This window comes from Streptomyces sp. NPDC090108 (genome assembly GCF_044747185.1).
In the GTDB taxonomy this organism is placed as follows: domain Bacteria; phylum Actinomycetota; class Actinomycetes; order Streptomycetales; family Streptomycetaceae; genus Streptomyces.
The window spans coordinates 828,333-845,048 of sequence record NZ_JBIVDQ010000002.1; the positions used below are offsets into that span (position 1 = coordinate 828,333).

Below are 16,716 nucleotides of genomic sequence, written 5' to 3' on the forward strand. Positions count from 1 at the left end.
TCATCGCTCCCTGACCAGCGCGGCGTACGTCCCGCCGCGCGCCACCAGCTCCTCGTGCCGCCCGCGTTCGACGACGGTGCCGTGCTGGAGCACGACGATCTCGTCGCTGTCGCGGACGGTGCTCAGCCGGTGGGCGATCACCACGCAGGCGCAGCCGCGCCGGCGCAGGTTGTCCATCACGACCAGCTCGGTCTCCGCGTCCAGCGCGCTGGTCACCTCGTCCAGGACGAGGATGCTCGGCCGGCGCACCAGCGCCCGCGCGATCTCCAGCCGCTGCCGCTGCCCGCCGGAGAAGTTCCGGCCGTCCTGCTCGACACCGCTGTGGATGCCGCCGGGCCGGCGCGTCACCACGTCGTACAGCGCCGCGTCCCGCAGCGCCTCCACCACCGCCTCGTCCGGGATCGACGGGTCCCACAGGGCCACGTTGTCGCGGACCGACCCCTCGAACAGGAACACGTCCTGGTCGACGAAGGACACCGAGGAGGCGAGCGCGCCGCGCGGGATGTCCTCCAGGCGGCGGCCGTCGATGCGGATCACGCCGTCCCACGGCGCGTACAGGCCGGAGATCAGCCGGGACACCGTCGACTTGCCGCTGCCCGAACCGCCCACGAGAGCCACCTGCTGACCCGGTCCCACGACCAGGTCGAACCCGCTCAGCAGCGGCTTGTCCAGCGGGCTGTAGCCGAAGGTGACGTTCTCCAGTTCCACGTGCCCCTGGAGCCGGCGCGTGTTGTCGCCCCCGCCCGGCCGGGCGTAGAGCGGATCGGCCTGGAAGTTCTCCACGTCCTTCAGCCGGGCCACGTCGGCGGCGAAGTCCTGGATGCGGCCCGCGACACCGTTCAGCCGGGTGAGCGGGGCCGTGAAGCGGGCCACCAGTGCCTGGAAGGCCACCAGCAGACCGACGGAGATGTGCCCCTCGACCGCCCGCATGCCGCCGATCCACAGGATCAGCGCGCTGTTCACCGTGGCGAGCGTCGGCGCGACCACGCCCAGCCAGGCGCTCGGCACCCCGAGCCGCTGCTGCTCCTCCAGGGTGGTGGCGTGCTGCCCGGCCCACTTGCGGAAGTAGCCGTCCTCGCCACCGGTCGCCTTCATCGTCTCGATCAGCTGCAGACCGCTGTACGAGGTGTTGGTCAGCCGCGCGGTGTCCGCGCGCAGCTTCGCCGTCCGGGTCGCCCGCAGCCGTACGACCATGCGCATGGCCACCACGTTCAGCAGCGCGACGCCGATGCCGAGGAAGGTCAGCTGGGGGTCGTAGGTGTACAGCAGCACGGCGTACAGCACGACCACGATCGCGTCGACGCCCGCCGCCGCCAGGTCGCGGGCCAGGGTCTCGGCGACCGCGTCGTTGGACTGCAGGCGCTGCACCAGGTCGGCCGGGCTGCGCTGGGAGAAGAACGTCACCGGCAGCCGCAGCAGATGACGCAGGAAGCGGGCGCTGGAGAGGGTGGAGGAGATGATCCGGCCGTGCAGCAGGTTGGCCTGCTGGAGCCAGGTCAGCACCAGGGTGAGCAGCACACAGGTGGCCATCGACGCGAACAGCACGCCCAGCAGCGAGGTCTGCCCGCCGATGAGGAACGTGTCGATGTACGTGCGGCTCAGCGCGGGCGTCGCCGCGCCCACCGCGACCAGCAGCAGGCTGGACAGCACGGCCGCGGGCAGGGTGCCCGCGGTGCCGCGCAGCCGGGCCGGCATCGCGCCGAGCACGCCGGACTTCCGGCCGCCCCGGGTGAACTCCTCACCGGGCTCCAGGACCAGCACCACACCGGTGAAGCTGCCGTCGAACTCCTCCATGGGCACGAACCGGCGTCCCTTGGCGGGGTCGTTGATGTACACCCCGCGCCGGCCGAAGCGGCGCCCCATGCCGTCGAAGACGACGTAGTGGTTGAACTCCCAGAACAGGATGGCCGGTGCCCGCACCTCGGCGAGGGCGGCCAGGTCCATCTGCATGCCCTTGGCGGTCAGCCCGTAACTGCGGGCCGCCTTCAGCAGGTTGCTCGCGCGCGAGCCGTCGCGGGACACACCGCAGGCGATGCGCAGCTCTTCCAGGGGCACGTGCCTGCCGTAGTGGCCGAGCACCATCGCCAGCGAGGCGGCGCCGCACTCGACGGCCTCCATCTGCAGCACGGTGGGCGTGCGGACGGTGCCGGTACGGGACTTGGGGACCGGGCGGCGGGCCGGGGCGGCCCGCCTGCGGCCGCGGGTCTCCTGGGATTCACCGGTCTGGACGGTCACGGCAGGAGCCAATCGACGGGGCGCTGGTCGGCCAGCCGGATCGAACCCGTGGCCAGGGTCATGGAGTCGAGTCCGAACGGCGGACCGCCGGCGGACGACCAGTGGTAGCCGCTCTTCGTGGCGGCGGACCGGTCGAGCGTGACCAGGACGGCCACGGGGCGTCCCTTGCTGGTGAACTGCTGCCCGAGCTGGCTGTCGCCGAGGAACGCGCCGATCGACTGGGCCGACTGCGCGCCGCGGTCCACGGACTTCACATGGCCGCGCAGCACGCCGTACTGCTGGGCGGGCACGGAGGACACGGTCAGGTCCACGGCGGCGTGCGCCGGGACGGACGCGGCGCTCTCGGCGGGCACGTACACCGTCGCGTACAGCGGGTCGCCGGCGTGCGCGACCTTCTCGACTGCGGCGACGTTCGCGCCGGTCCGGATGATCTGCCCGATGGTGGCGGCGAGCGTGGTCACACGCCCCGCCGCGACGGTCCGGATCACCGAATCGCCCTGGTCCGTACGGACCTTGAGGACGGGGGCGCCGACGGGCAGCCGCTCGCCCTCCTTGGCGAGCACGGCCGTCACCTGGCCGGCCACGGGACTCTGGAGCAGATAACTGCCCTGCCCGTGCGTGAGGATGGCCGGCGCGCCGACCGTGGAGGCGACCGAACCGGTCACCGCCCATACCGAGGCCGCCGCCATGACGACGACGGTGACACCCAGCGCGAGCCAGCCCTGCGGGCGCGCCAGACGCACCGGGAGATCGAGCTCCTCCGGTGACTGGAGCTTGGAGAGGGCCTGTTGGCGGAACTGCACGGAACTTCCCTCACCCGTGGAGAGACATCGTCACGACATGTTTCGGGACGCCCGAGAGTCCCGGAGCCGCGTCGCGGCTCCGGGACTTCGGTGACACCGAGGTGCGGTCAGAGACCGGCGACCAGGCCGGAGACCGGCTGGGTGTTGAGGCCGGTGACACCCTCGACCGTGCCCACGACGCTGTCGACGATGGGGGTGACCGGGGCCACGCCGTTGACGACACCGGTGACGGTGTTGAGGGCGTTCAGGGCCAGACCGCCGGAGACGTTGTCCAGCTCGGCGTCCGAGATCTCGACGGTCTCAACCTGGGGGGTGGAGTTCATGGGGGAACTTCCCTTCGTATGGATATCTCACAAGGGGGGAGCGGCCCCCTCTGGGGACAGATGACGGCCGCGACCGCGGGGCGCCGGACGCCCGTCTCCGGGAGCCCGGGACGACCCTGCGACGCGATGGATCAAAGCACGCACGCCGCGCCCGCTTCCAATCAACCAAGCCCCTCACCAGGGAATTTGACGCGAGTTCGGGCTCATCCGTGCAGGCGCGCGCACGACATGTCGGCGACTCCTTCACATGCCACGCGACTTCGCCGCACCGGCTCCCCGGCCGGCGCGGCGGCGAATCCGGCACTCCGCGCCAAAGGTGTGACCGGGGGTAAGTGGATGTGCAGATCCCCTGACGCCCGTGACCCGCTTGGGTAGCCGATGTGCAGATTCCCTGAAGCAGGGATTCCGCTACGTGACCCGAACAGAACGTTGCCGTCGGGTCGCTGAGCGTATCCGTCCGGAACGGATCAGCCGAGGATCGCGTAGACCGTGCTCGCCCGCGCCGCGAGCGCACCTGACGCCGCGTCGCTCAAGGTGATGTCCGCGAACGCCGTCCTGCGGCCCAGCTTGGTCAGAACCGCCTCCACGGTCACGTCCGCGCCGGTCACGGCCCGCTGGAAGGACGTCGACTGCTGAACGGTCGTCATCGGCACGAAGCCGCCCCGCGCGGCCGAGACCGCGATCACCGTCGCCGTGTCGGCGGCCGCCATCAGCGCCTGCCCCGACATCCCGCCGCCCTCCCGGGCCAGCCGGTCCGACCAGGGCAGCCTGAGGACCGCGCGGTCCTCGCCCACCGCCTCCACCGACAGCCCCAGATCGAGCACCCAGGGGGCGAAGTTGGCGGACAGGATCTTCTCGGCTTCGGCGCTGGTCATCGTCATACGGCGGAGTGTTCCCGGCCCCGCCGTCCGGCACGCGGAGCGTGGCCGATTCACTCCGGCGCGTCGGAGGACCGGAAACGGAATTGAACGCACCGCCCGCACCTCCCGTACCTACAGCCATCCAGGCGCCCCCCGAACGACTGCCCGACGCGGGCAGTACCACGTATCCAGGAGGTCGAGAAGTTTGAGTCACAAGCGAATGCCCAAGCGCAAGGCAGCGATAGCCGTGGGCGGTGTCGCGGCACTCGGAGCGGCGGCCCTCCTGCTGCCCAACGCCAACGCCTCGCAGGACAAGACCTCACAGGCCGCCGGCACCGCCAGGACGCTGAAGGCCGCGGACGCCTCGGACCTCGCCGCCCAGCTCCAGAAGCTGCTCGGCGGCGCCTTCGCCGGCTCCTACTACGACGGCGTCGGCCGGCAGCTGGTCGTCAACGTGGTCAACGGCGACGACAACGTGATCGCGCAGGCCGAGAAGGCCGGAGCGACGGTCCGCCAGGTCGACAACAGCACCGCCGACCTCCGTGCCGCGGCGGGCACGCTGAAGAAGGAGGCGACCGTCCCCGGCACCGCCTGGGCCGTCGACCCGCGCACGAACAAGGTCGTCGTCACCGCCGACAGCTCCGTGACCGGCGCCCGCTGGAACCAGGTCGAGTCGACCGTCAAGAGCCTCGGCCCCGGCATGGCGACCCTGAAGAAGTCCGCCGGCACCTTCCGGACCTTCGTCTCCGGCGGCGACGCCATCTTCTCCCAGGTGCAGGGCGGCAACGTGCGCTGCTCCCTCGGCTTCAACGTCACCGCCTCCGACGGCAGCCCCGCCTTCCTGACGGCCGGTCACTGCGGGGTGGCCGCCAAGCAGTGGTCCGACTCCGCGACCGGGCAGCCCCTGGCGACCGTGGACCAGGCCACCTTCCCCGGCAACGACTTCTCCCTCGTCAAGTACGACGACCCGAACACCCAGGCGCCCAGCGAGGTGAACACCGGCGACGGGCAGACCGTCCAGATCACCCAGGCCGCCGACGCCACGGTCGGTGAGACCGTGCTCCGGATGGGCTCCACCACCGGCCTGCACGACGGCCAGGTCACCGGCCTCGACGCCACCGTCAACTTCCAGAGCGAGACCGACCCGAACGGCGTCGACACCGTCAACGGCCTCATCCAGACCAACGTCTGCGCCGAGCCCGGGGACAGCGGCGGCTCCCTGTTCACCCAGGACGGCGGCGCCGTCGGCCTCACCTCCGGCGGCAGCGGCGACTGCACCAGCGGCGGCGAGACCTTCTTCCAGCCGGTCACCGCCGCCCTCCAGGCCACCGGCGCCACCCTCGGCGCCGGCGGAGCCGCGGGCGCCGGCGCGGGCGACCAGGCGGGCGCGGGCGCGGGCGACCAGGCGGGCACCGCCGACCCCTCGGCCGGCGACCAGGCGGGTGCCGGTGACCAGTCGGGTGCCGCCGACCCGTCGGCCGGCGACCAGTCCGGTACGGGCGAGCAGGCCGGAGCCGGTGACCAGTCCGGCGCCGGCGACCAGAGCGCCGGTGCGGGGGACCCGTCGGCCGCGGCCGGCGACCAGAGCGGTGCCGCGCAGCACCAGGGCACCGGGCGCCGCCACCACCGGGGCAACGGGTCCTGACGGGCACGCGCTGACCCGGCGCCCCCGGTCACGGGGCCCCCGCCGGGACCGCCGGGGGCCGGTCCGGGCGGCCGGTCCCCGCCCCGCTCAGGGGTCGCCGCTGGCCCGCAGGAGCAGCAGGGCCACGTCGTCCACCCGTTCCCGCGCCGCCACGCTGTGGCGGACGAGCTGGTCGGCGAGGTGGTCGAGCGGCAGGTCGCCCACCTCGGCCAGCAAGGCTCCCAGCCGGGCCACGGCGTGCTCGATGTCGACGCCGGGGGACTCCACCAGACCGTCCGTGTAGAGCGCGAGGACGGAACCGGGCGGCAGGAACACCTCGGTCGTCGGATAGGTGGCCCCCGAGTCGATGCCCAGCAGCGGACCGCCCGCCAGTTCCAGGACGCGCACCCGCCCGTTGGGGCGTCTGAGCAGCGGCGGCGGATGCCCCGCCCGCGCCATCTCGGCCCGCCCCCGGGCCGGGTCCAGACGCAGGTAGAGACAACTGGCGAACAGCTCCGCACCGAGGTCGATGAGCAGCCGGTTCGTGCTGCGCATCACCTCCTGCGGCGGCTGGCCCACCGTGGTGTACGCCCGTACCCCGGTACGGATCTGCCCCATCAGCGCCGCCGCCGTCACGTTGTGCCCCTGTACGTCGCCGATCACCGCGGCCGCCATCGGCCGCGCCGGCACCAGGTCGTAGAAGTCGCCGCCGATCTCCATCCCCTGGGTGGCCGGCAGATAGCGCGCCGCCGCCTCCACCCCGGGCGGAGGCGCCAGCGAGTGCGGCAGCAGCGCGTCCTGGAGCCCGTGCGCGAGCTGCTTCTTCGCGTCGTACAGCTGGGCGCGCTGCAACGCCTGCGCGATCAGGCCGCCGAGGCTCGTCAGGACGGCCCGTTCGTCCGCGGGGAAGCAGCGGGGCTCGGCGTAGCTGAGGACGCATGTGCCCACCGGCCGCCCGGACGCGATCAGCGGCAGGTAGGCCCACGCCGAGAAGCCGTCGGACGCCTCGTGCGCGCGGTGCCGTTCGGGATACTGGCGCCGCAGATGCTCGACCGACCCGAAGAACGCCGGGACCCCGCTGTCCAGCGCCTGCGCGCCCGGCGTGGACGTGCCGAGCGGCAGCCCGTCGAGGCACCGCACGGCACGCGGATCCGGATAGCCGCGGTGCCCCAGCACATGGAGCCGTCCGCCCCGCGACCCGAGGACGGCGAGAGCCTGGCTGCCGACCGCCGGCACGACCTCGTCCGCGACCAGCTGCACCACGTCCTCCACCCCCACCGCCTCGGTGAGCGCCCCGGCCAGGTTCAGCACCTGGGAGATGGTCACCAGCCGCGCGGGCCCCGCCCCCGTGCGCTCCGCCTCCTGCCGCAGCTCCGTGACCGCGCGGATCCTGGCGACGCGCACGCTCAGCCCGGTCGTGCTCGGATACATCCGGAACGAGATCCACTCGTCCGGCGGCCGCAGCGCCACGAAGGTGGTGACCCGTTGGCTGATCAGCGCGTCCCGGTAACGCTCCTCGTACGCCGGGTCGTTCAGCCACGGCACCGACACCCAGGGCAGCGTGCCCAGCAGATCCCCGGCGGAACGGCCCAGCAGCTCGGCGGCCGCCGCGTTGGCGAAGCCGATCCGGCCGTGCAGGTCCAGCGACATCAGCCCGTACGGCAGCCGGGAGACCATGCGCGCGGCCTCCAGCGAGCCGAGCGAACCGAGGGTGCCCACGGTGCCCGACGTGGGCAGCGCGAGCAGATCGGGCTCCGGGCCGGGCGGCCGCTCCTCCGCGGTGGCCCGCTCCAGCAGCAGCGCGAGCCGGTCGCACGCCGACGTCAGCCGCTCCCGGTCGTCGCCGGACAGCTCCGCCGGGCGCGCCCCGGGCCAGGTCACGAACAGGGCGCCGTACACCGTGTCCGCCGTCGCCACGGGCATCGCGGCCAGCGAGAACGGGTACGGCAGCACCACGGCGATCCGGGGGAAGCGTCGGGCCATGTCCTGTTCACCGCTCACCCACACCAGCCGCCGCTCCCGCACCGCCTCCGCGACCGGGATCGGCGCGCTGACCCCGACCCGCTCCCAGGGCGCGGCGAACGCGCGGGGCATGCCGGCCATCACCGCCATCTCCAGGATCCGCTCCTCGGGCCTGAGCAGATAGACCGCGCCGGAGTGCGCGCCCACCTCCCGCATGATCGCGGCCAGAGTGAGCGACAGCGGCGGACCGGCGCCCGGTGCCGGGCCGGCCGCCGGGCGCCGCACGGGCCCCGGCTCGTCGGACACGCCGACCACCTCCTCGCCCGGCCGCGCGTCGCCCCCCAGGATGTCAAGGCTCCCCCGTGGGGGCGCGCCGCGCACGGCGAGCGCTGAGCGCGAGCCTCGAACGCTCCCCTGACCTGCGGCGACTTCATGCGCGGCGCGCGTGCGCGGGCACTTTGCGCGGACCGGGCGCAAGCCCCCGTAAACCGAAGCGCGGGACGGCACACGGGTGCCCGGTGTGCGCCCCCGCGCCTCCGTCCCACCGGTTCTCCGCGCCCGCGACGGGAAATGCCATCCAGGGACGGGGCACGCGCTCACCACCCTGGCACGCGAGTGCGTGGCCGCGGGGGAGAGGTGCGGCGCGGTACGGCCCGGTGCGACGAGGTACGGCCCGGTGCGGGCCGCTGCGGCGAACCTAGGGGGACGGGCAAGTGATACGGGTGCTTCTGGTGCAGGACGCGTGCCTGGTGCGGTCGGTGCTGGCCGAGTGGATGCGGCGGGAGCCAGGCTTCCATGTGGACGACACGCCATGGCGCGGCGTGTCCGCGCGTGTGCGGTCCTTATGTCCGGACGTGTGCGCGGCCGACCTGGACTGTACCGACGGCCACGGAGTGCCGCCGCTCGCCGACCTGTACCCCGCGGGTACGGGCGGCCAGCCGCCCGCGCTCGTGGTGCTCGCCAGCGCGAACCGGCCGGGGCTGCTGAAGCGGGCGGCGGAGGCCGGGGCACGGGGCTTCGTGGACAAGGCCGGCTCGCCGGAACGGCTGATACGCGCGATCCGTGGGGTGGCTGGGGGGAAACGTTTCGTCGATGCGTCGCTGGGCTTCGGGTTCCTCCAGGCGACGCAGATCCCGCTGACCAGACGCGAGCTGAGCGTGCTGACGCTGGCGGCCGGCGGCGCGTCCATCGCGGAGATAGCGGTGAACCTGCACCTCTCCCACGGCACGGTCCGCAACTACATGGCGGCGATCACCCGTAAGACGGGCGCCCGCAACCGCATCGACGCGATACGGATATCGCAGGGGGAGGGCTGGCTCTGATCAGCGCACCGGTCCGGCCGCCCCGGGCGCGGCGGCCGGACCGCGGGCGTCCGCCCGGCCGGGCGTGCCGGCCAGGTCCCGGCTGTGCGCCGGGCCCGGCGTGGCGGCCGGGGGCGGGGTCGGGTCGTCGGCGGGGCGGGCCGTGGCGGCCGGCGTGGGGGCGTCGGCCGGGCGGGGCGCGGACGGGGCCGGGCCCATCGACGGGCCGGATGTGCCGTCCGGGGTGGTGTCGTCGGTCGTCCAGCCGCCGACCAGGTCGCGGTACAGGGCCGACGTCCGCAGCAGCTCGTCGTGGCTGCCGCAGGCCGTCCGCGGGCCGTCCAGCACCAGGATCCGGTCGGCGCGGCGCGCGGAACTGATGCGGTGGGCCACGATCACCAGCGTCCCGCCGGGGCGCGCGGCGAACGCCCTCTCGGCCCGGGCCTCCGCCTCCGGGTCGAGATGGCAGGTGGCCTCGTCGAGCAGGGTGAGCGGCGCGGGCGAGAGGTAGGCCCGGGTCAGCGCGATCAGCTGCCGCTCGCCCGCCGACAGCGCCGCCGGATCGACCCGCTCCGCCGGGCCGCCCAGCTTCCGCATCAGGTCCGTCAGCCCGACCGCCTCGGCCGCCTTCAGCAGCTCGGCCTCCGGCACCGGGTGGGGGCGGAACAGGCCGAGGTTCTCGGCGAGGGTGCCACCGTGGACGTACGCCTCCTGCGGAATGAGCACCCGGGAAGCACGTGCGTCCGGCCCGGCCGCCCTACGCCCGCACACCCGTACGACACCCCGTCCGGGCTCCAGAAGTCCGGCCACCAGTGCGGTCAGCGTCGACTTGCCGGCCCCGCTCGGGCCTACGACCACCAGATGACCGCCCGCCGGCAGGCTGAGGTCGACCCCGTCGAGCACCGGCTCGCTCGCGGGCCCGTACGCGAAGGTCACGGAGTCCAGGGTGAGCGCGGCGACGGGGGCGGGGGCGCGCGCGGTCACGTCGGCCGTGACCGGAGGGGCGTCGGCGGGAGCGGACGGGCTGCGGGGGGCCGGCGGAGCGGACGGGCTGCCGGGGGAGGCGGAAGCGGGCCGGCTGCCGGTGTCGGCCGGGGCGGACGGGTTGCCGGTGTCGGCCGCGGCGGAGGAGGTGCCGGTGTCGGCCGGGGCGGTCGTGGCCGGGGTACGGGGGCCGGGGCCGGCCTGCGGGGCGGGCCGGGAGGAGGGGGAGAGCGGTGCGGTCAGGCGGCGCAGGACGACCGTGAGGCGGGAGCCGCTGGTGCCGAGGCCGTGGACCAGGTTCTGCAGAGCGGGCAGGAGGGACTGCGTGACATAGGCGAGCGCGCCGAGCAGGGCACCCGGGGTGACGCCCCGGCGCAGCAGCCAGGGGGCGGTGACGAGCAGCAGCAGCACCGGGAGTTCGCCGCCGACCGCCAGTGCGGCCACGCGGGCCACGCTCCAGCGGGCCAGCGACCGCGAGGCACGCAGTTCGGCGTCCACCCGGGCCCCGGTGTCCGTGGCCACCAGCTCCTCGGCGCCGCCGGCGGTCACGTCACGCAGGGCCGGACACACGGTGCCCAGCTGCCCGGCCAGCGCCTCGTCGGCGGTGAGGAAGGCCTCCTGACGCCGCGCCAGGGGCCGCAGGGTCACGGCGAACAGGGCCACCCCGGCCGCCAGCGGGGGCACGACCACCGCGAGCAGCAGGGGCGCCAGGGAGAACAGGCCGATCAGGGCGCCCACGGCGGTGAACACGAACGCCCGCGAGACCATCACCACACCCGCGAGGGTGTCCCGGGCGATCTCCACCTGCTGGGTCAGCCCGGACAGCGACCGCGCGTCGGCCTCCCGTACACCGCGCGCCACCACCCTCCCCACCAGACGGTCCCGTACCGGCTCGACGAGCGCGGCGACCACGCCGTACACCCGCCCGGTGCCGTACGCGCCCGACAGCACCGCGAGCCCGGCCGCCCCGAGCCACAGCAGGCCCGTCCTGGCGTGCCCGGCGAGGAAACCGGCGTCCAGCGCGCGGGCCAGGGCGTAACCCACCAGGAAGGTCTGACCGCTCTCCAGCAGCGACCAGACGCCGAGCCGGACCAGCACCGGCCATCGCGCCCGCAGGAACCGGAGCGCACCCGTCCGGAGGTTCATGAGCCGCTCCCTTCCGCGCCGCCGAACACCGCCCGGTACTCGGGCAACCGCCACAGCTCCCGATGCGTGCCCACCGCGCGGATCCGGCCCCCGTCCAGCCAGGCGACCGCGTCGGCACGGGCGGCGGTCGCGGCGCGGTGGGCGACGAGCAGCCGGGTGGGACCCGCGCCCGGGGCCAGCAGGGTGCGGGTGATCTCGCGCTCGGTGACCGTGTCCAGGCTGGACAGCGCGTCGTCGAGAACCAGCAGACGGCCGCCGTGGGCGAAGGCGCGGGCCAGGCCGAGGCGCTGCGACTCGCCGCCGGAACGCGGGGCGTCGGCATTCGGCGTGTCGTAGCCCCGGGGCAGCCTGCGGACGAAGTCGTCGGCGCGTGCCGTGCGCGCCGCCGCCCGGACGAGGTGGGCCGCGGGACGGGTGACACCGAACGCGACCGTGTCCTCGACGGTCGTGCCGAGCAGCGCCGGGCGCTCGAAGGCGTAGGCGACCGCGCCCCGCAGCTCGCCGTGCGTCAGCTCACGCAACGGGACGCCGTCGAGCAGGACCTGGCCGCCGTCCGGGTCCGCCAGCCGTCCTGCGACCGCGGCGAGGAGGGACTTGCCGCTGCCCGAGCGGCCGACGACCGCGAGGACGGCGCCCCCGGGCACCGCCAGATCGATCCCGTCCAGGACGGTCCGTCCGCCTTGGCACGCCGTCACGCCGCGCAGCTCCAGCAGGCCGCAGCCGTCGGGCAGTCGCCGGGATCCGTGGGTGAGCGCCGGCTCTGCCAGCACCTCGGCGAGCCGCGCGGTCGACGCGCGGGCCCGGCTGACCGCGGCGAGCCGGCCGACCAGCACGCCCACGCCGGTCGCCAGCGCCGCGTACCGGGAGGCCGCCAGCAGTTCGCCGGGCGACAGCCGGTGCCGGGCGAGCAGCACCCCGGCCACCGCGACCACGCCCAGTTGCAGCAGCGGTGCGACGGTGACCGCCTGCGCGGCGGCCCTCCCCTGCACCCGCCACATACGGTGGCCTGCCCGGGACAGTTCGGGCAGCGGGGCCAGCACGCGCGCGGCCTCCCGGTCCTCGGCGCCGGCCGCCCGGATCGTGCGGTGCCCGCCGATCGCCTCCGCCAGGGCCGCCGCCATCCGCCCCTGCACCCGCTGGTAGTCGGCCACACAGGCCGAGGTGTCGCGCGCCAGGGCGCGCAGCAGCAGAGCCAGCACCGGCGCGCCCGCCAGGAACACGACCGCGAGCCACGGGTCGATGAGGCCGAGCGCCACCACGGCCCCGGCCGGTCCGGCGAGTGCCGCGAGCATCGCCGCGACCGCGCCCGGCGCCGTTCCGGCCTGCGCGGCGTTGCCGACGAGCCGCGCCACGAGGTCCCCGGCGCCGAACCGGGCCCCGGCGCGCGGTCCCAGGGCCAGCACGTGCCCGACGACACGGCGGCGCAGCCACGCGGTGGCCCCCGCGTCGACCGTGCCGGTGACGACGTCCGCGCACCCGTCCAGCACGGCGATCAGCACCACCAGCCCCGCGCAGCAGGCGACCCACCGGCCGGCCGGTGCCTGCGTCAGCAGCAGGTCGACGGCGCGGCCGAGTGCGGCGGGCAGCAGCAGTCCCGCCGCCGTCGCCGCCACGCTCACCACGCACAGGACGGCGCACCGGACACCGGCGTGCCGGAGCACGGCCCGCGCGAGCGGGTCCTGGGCGCCGGGACCGGTGGCGGGGCCGGTGGCCGGGCCGGTGCCCGGACGGGTGCCCGGACCGGTGGCGGTGTCCGGACCGGTGTCCGGGCCGGTGGTGGGGGCTGTTCCGCGGCCGGCGGCGGGGCCTGAGCCGGAGTCGGTTTCCACGCTGATGCCTCACTTCGGGGGCGGGGGCAGGGTGCGGAAGCAGTCGGGCGGAGCCGGTGGAGCGGGCAGAGCGGGCGGGACGGGTGGTCGGTGGGCGGCGGTCGGTGGGCGGCGGTCGCCGGGCGGCGCGCGCTGCGGGGCGGTCGGCGGCCGGGCGCGCGTGCCGCTCCCGAGGCGTCCGTCCTGACGTCGTACGGCCGCGGTCGTCGCTGCCCTGCCGGTGCGGTGCCGTCGGTTCGTGCCGGGCCGTCCGGCCCGAGTGGGGGCCGGGCCGGGCGGCCCAGGGACTCCGAACGGGCCCAGCCGCGAAGGCGGTCGGGAGCCGCGGCCCGCGCGGACGACCGGCCGGCGGATCGGCCGGTACGGTCTCCCGGTGGCCACAGGTGGCGCCCACGGCCAGTGCGGCCCGAGCAGCCAGGAGGGCCTGTGCGGCCCCGGGCCCCCGCAAGCCACGTGCATCCGCGCGGCCAGGACGGCCCGGGCCACCCCGCAGCCCGAGCGGCTCGCAGGGGCGGAACCGTCCGGGCCACCCCGCGGCCCGAGCGGCTCGCAGGGGCGGAACCGTCCGGGCCACCCCGCGGGCCGAGCAGCTCCCAGGCGCCGAACCGTCCGGGCGAACGGGAAGGCCCCGGACGGCCTCCCCCCGCGAGGAGGGGAGAACCGCCCGGAGCCCCGGACTCACCGGTCCGGTCAGAGGCAGAGCAGGACGCTCGCCGCCGAGACGCAGGAGAGCAGGCTCACCGTGCTCGCCACCTGGGTCTGCTCGTCGGCCTCGAGGGTCTGCAGGTCGAGAAGTGCCATGGTCGTGTCCTTTCCCGATTCTTTTTGGGGACGGGGGTGTTGCCACGGCTCCGTCAGGTCACGGTGCCGCGTATGTGGGCCGCCCGAGGCGGCGGGAGGAAGGGCAGGTGGGCCGCGGACCCGGCGTCGAGAGCCGATGCGAGCGCGAGCAGGCAGCCTGCCGTTCCGGTGGCGAGGTCCATCGAGAGGCGCATCATCTGATGCCCGGGGAAGGCCAGTTGGCCCTGATAGTCCATGGCGAACCAGCCGAGCCCCGCGATCTGCTGCGCCACCCGTTCCTCCCGGACGGCGTCCGGAGCGGAACCCCTGGCGAGGTGCAGGATCAGGCCGGCGCGCCCCTGGAACAGGCCGGGCTGGGCGTAGAAGCGGCAGGTGGCGGCCGTGAGGATGCCGGACCGGGCGAGCTCGAACTCCTCGGCCGCGCCCGCCGCGTGGGCGAAGAGCGCCGCCTGCCGGCCGTCGGTGGCCGCGCGGGCGAGAGCGCCGAAGCCGGTCGGGCCGCCGGTGTCCGGCCCGGTGGCCGCATCCGCGCCGCCGGTGTGGGCCAGGTAGTCGTCGAGGACCAGCCCGATGCCCGCGCTCCCGTCACCGAGGTAGGGCAGTGTCCTGCGGCCCTCGTCGACCTCGAGTCCTCCGGTCGCCTTCTGGACGACGCAGGCGGCCAGATCGCGGCGGAGCGCCTCCGCGGCCGCGGCCGCCGCCCGTGCGTCGCCCGTCCGCTCGTAGCGCCGGAGCAGGAACAGCGCCGGTCCGCCGGCGCCGCGCATCAGCCCGGCGCGGCGCCGCGGGGTGTCCGGCAGCGGCTCCGCGAGCCGGCGTATCAGGATCTCCTCGGCCTCCGCGGCGCGTGCCAGCAGCTCCGGCTCGCCGGCCGACTCCGCCAGGTGGCCGAGGACCAGACCGAGCCCCGCGAGACCGCCGTGCAGATCGGAGGAGAGCCGGTGCCAGTTCTCCCGCAGGATGCCGTCGACCAGATCCAGCGCCCGCTGACGATGGCCCAGCAGGTCCAGGACCAGGGCCACGCCCGCGAGTCCGTCGTACAGGCCGAGCGGAGTGCCGGGCGGGGGAGGGGCGGTGTGCTCCAGCAGCCAGCGCTCGCCCTCCTCGTACCGGGCGGCACCGCAGGCCGACAGCGCGTACAGCACGCCGGCCGCGCCGTGCGCGAGGCCGAGACCGCCGCCGTCGCCGAACTGGGCTATGTCGCCCGGGAAGAGCCGGTCGTCGCGCTCCGGGGTGGCGGAGGCGAGGATCGCCTTCACCATCGAGTCCCGGCTGTACGGCCAGTCGCCGGGCGGCGTGAGCGGGGCGGCCGTCCGCGTGGCGCCGCCCGCGATGTCCCGGGTGATCTCGGTGACCGCCTCGTCCAGGAAGGCGCGCGGCACGTCGGGGAACTGCTCGGCGATCACGTCGGCGAGGTGGGCGGCCTTGCCGCGGTCCACCACGAACAGCGTGGTCACGGGCAGGAACAGGGCGATCCGCAGACAGGCCAGCGCGTACCGGTCGACGTCCTTGCCGCGGCGGTCCGGCGGTGCGAAGAAGCCCGGATGGGCCACCGTCTGCCGGCCGTTCTCCGCCGCCGGGGCGGCCGCCTCGAAGTCGATGAGGCGCACCGTCTCGTCGTCCGGGTCGACCATGATGTTGAAGACGTGCAGGTCGTTGAAGACCAGCCCGCGGGCGTGCAGCGCCGCGACCGCGCGTTCCACCGCCGCGTGGACGCGCAGCGCCCAGGCCGTGTACCCGGCGGTCCGCTCCGGGTCGGGGTCGGGCGTGAGCAGCGGATGCCGTTCCGCGAAGTAGGAGTTGAGGGGGCGCCCCGGCACGTGCTCCATCACCAGGAACCGGTGCTCGCCCAGGGTGAACCAGTCCAGCACCTCCGGTACGACGCCCGTCCCGGCGGCCTGCTCCAGCGCGGCCTTCTCGCGTTCGAGCCGGGTCACCGCGTCCGCGCCGTCCGCCGCGAGCCCCGCGTGCGGCCGGCCCTCCTTCAGCACCACCCGGCGTCCGTCCCGGGTGTCCGTGCCGGCGTACACCCCGCCGCCGTTGGAGAAGTGCAGCGCCTTCTCGACCCGGTACGGCAGTTCGCCCAGCGTCGTGGTGTTGCGGGCCTGGAGGTGCGGCCGCAGGAACTCCGGCAGCGTGACCCACTCCGGGGTCCGGAAGGACGGGTCGCGCCGGTCCGGCACCAGCCGTCCCTCACCGTCCTCCACCGCCAGGACCAGCGATCCGCGCTCGTCGACGACGTACCGCCGGGCGAAGGCGCCCCAGCGGACGTACAGCGGGCCGTCCTCCCAGCGCAGGTCGGTCAGGACGTACGGCCCCTCGAAGCCCTTGAGCAGTTCGCCCAGTTCGCGCAGGGTCCGGTGCAGCTGCTCCTCGCCGTCGGGATAGACGGTGACGAACTTGCCGCTGGTGTCGCGGCCCGCGTACTTGGCGTTGCGCAGGTGCAGCAGATGCGGCCCGGGCACGAACTTGAACGGTATGCGGCGCGGCACGCAGTAGTCCCACACGATGTCCGCCACGCGCTCCGCGTTCGCGGCCGTCGCCGAGGAGTGGATCTTCCAGCCCTGGGCCGGCATCGGGGCCGGCCCGCCCTCCTCGTCCAGCGGCGTCAGCGTCAGCCAGTCACCGGTGCGCTCCGCGTGCCAGCCGTCGGGGACCTGACGGCCCGCCGCCGCGAACCGCGGTGCCGGTTCACCGCCGCCGGCCGAGATCCGGTCGGGCGTGTCGTAGAAGTGTCGGTCGGCGAGCGCGTACACCTCGTACCGCTTGTCCATGCCCCTCCCGTCCCTTCCTCCGGCCGGCCCGCCGTGTCGGGCGGCCGGAATAGACACTCGCAGGAACCGGCCGG

General features: G+C 74.9%; 11 protein-coding genes. 2 read left to right on the forward strand and 9 right to left on the reverse strand.

The features are described from left to right. From ACIPRD_RS08730 to ACIPRD_RS08745, 4 genes are all read right to left on the reverse strand, one after another. Window positions 1-2,118, reverse strand: a complete 2,118-nt coding sequence (locus ACIPRD_RS08730) for an NHLP family bacteriocin export ABC transporter peptidase/permease/ATPase subunit (protein ID WP_401561905.1) — start codon at window positions 2,116-2,118, stop codon at window positions 1-3. 113 nt (window positions 2,119-2,231) lie between these two features. Further along, window positions 2,232-3,038: an HlyD family efflux transporter periplasmic adaptor subunit gene (locus tag ACIPRD_RS08735; protein ID WP_356404877.1), complete on the reverse strand. Its 807-nt coding sequence runs from the start codon at window positions 3,036-3,038 to the stop codon at window positions 2,232-2,234. Between the two features lie 107 nt (window positions 3,039-3,145). After that, entirely contained in the window at window positions 3,146-3,361 is a 216-nt protein-coding gene (locus ACIPRD_RS08740; protein ID WP_356404879.1) for a type A2 lantipeptide, read from the reverse strand. A 467-nt stretch (window positions 3,362-3,828) separates the two neighbouring features. After that, on the reverse strand, window positions 3,829-4,242 hold the full coding sequence (locus ACIPRD_RS08745) for a PaaI family thioesterase (RefSeq protein ID WP_401561322.1): 414 nt from the start codon (window positions 4,240-4,242) through the stop codon (window positions 3,829-3,831). A 184-nt stretch (window positions 4,243-4,426) separates the two neighbouring features. On the opposite strand from ACIPRD_RS08745, the gene ACIPRD_RS08750 reads away from it, so the two are divergent. Continuing rightward, on the forward strand, window positions 4,427-5,866 hold the full coding sequence (locus tag ACIPRD_RS08750; RefSeq protein ID WP_401561325.1) for a S1 family peptidase: 1,440 nt from the start codon (window positions 4,427-4,429) through the stop codon (window positions 5,864-5,866). Between the two features lie 87 nt (window positions 5,867-5,953). On the opposite strand, the gene ACIPRD_RS08755 is transcribed toward ACIPRD_RS08750, so the two are convergent. Next, complete coding sequence (locus ACIPRD_RS08755) at window positions 5,954-8,122, reverse strand: SpoIIE family protein phosphatase (RefSeq protein WP_401561328.1); 2,169 nt, start codon at window positions 8,120-8,122, stop codon at window positions 5,954-5,956. Window positions 8,123-8,520: 398 nt separating this feature from the next. On the opposite strand from ACIPRD_RS08755, the gene ACIPRD_RS08760 reads away from it, so the two are divergent. After that, entirely contained in the window at window positions 8,521-9,129 is a 609-nt protein-coding gene (locus ACIPRD_RS08760; RefSeq protein ID WP_356404885.1) for a response regulator transcription factor, read from the forward strand. Here ACIPRD_RS08760 and ACIPRD_RS08765 read toward each other — a convergent pair whose 3' ends face one another. The 4 genes from ACIPRD_RS08765 to lanKC all read right to left on the reverse strand — a co-directional run bounded on the left by ACIPRD_RS08765 (window position 9,130) and on the right by lanKC (window position 16,642). Further along, window positions 9,130-11,238: an ATP-binding cassette domain-containing protein gene (locus ACIPRD_RS08765; RefSeq protein WP_401561331.1), complete on the reverse strand. Its 2,109-nt coding sequence runs from the start codon at window positions 11,236-11,238 to the stop codon at window positions 9,130-9,132. It abuts the gene before it with no gap. Continuing rightward, complete coding sequence (locus ACIPRD_RS08770; protein ID WP_401561334.1) at window positions 11,235-13,067, reverse strand: ATP-binding cassette domain-containing protein; 1,833 nt, start codon at window positions 13,065-13,067, stop codon at window positions 11,235-11,237. Before ACIPRD_RS08770 ends, ACIPRD_RS08765 begins: the two co-directional genes overlap by 4 nt. Before the next feature lie 690 nt (window positions 13,068-13,757). Beyond that, entirely contained in the window at window positions 13,758-13,868 is a 111-nt protein-coding gene (locus ACIPRD_RS08775) for a SapB/AmfS family lanthipeptide (protein WP_356404889.1), read from the reverse strand. A gap of 53 nt (window positions 13,869-13,921) precedes the next feature. Beyond that, window positions 13,922-16,642, reverse strand: a complete 2,721-nt coding sequence (gene lanKC / locus ACIPRD_RS08780; protein WP_401561338.1) for a class III lanthionine synthetase LanKC — start codon at window positions 16,640-16,642, stop codon at window positions 13,922-13,924. Window positions 16,643-16,716: the final 74 nt, after the last annotated feature.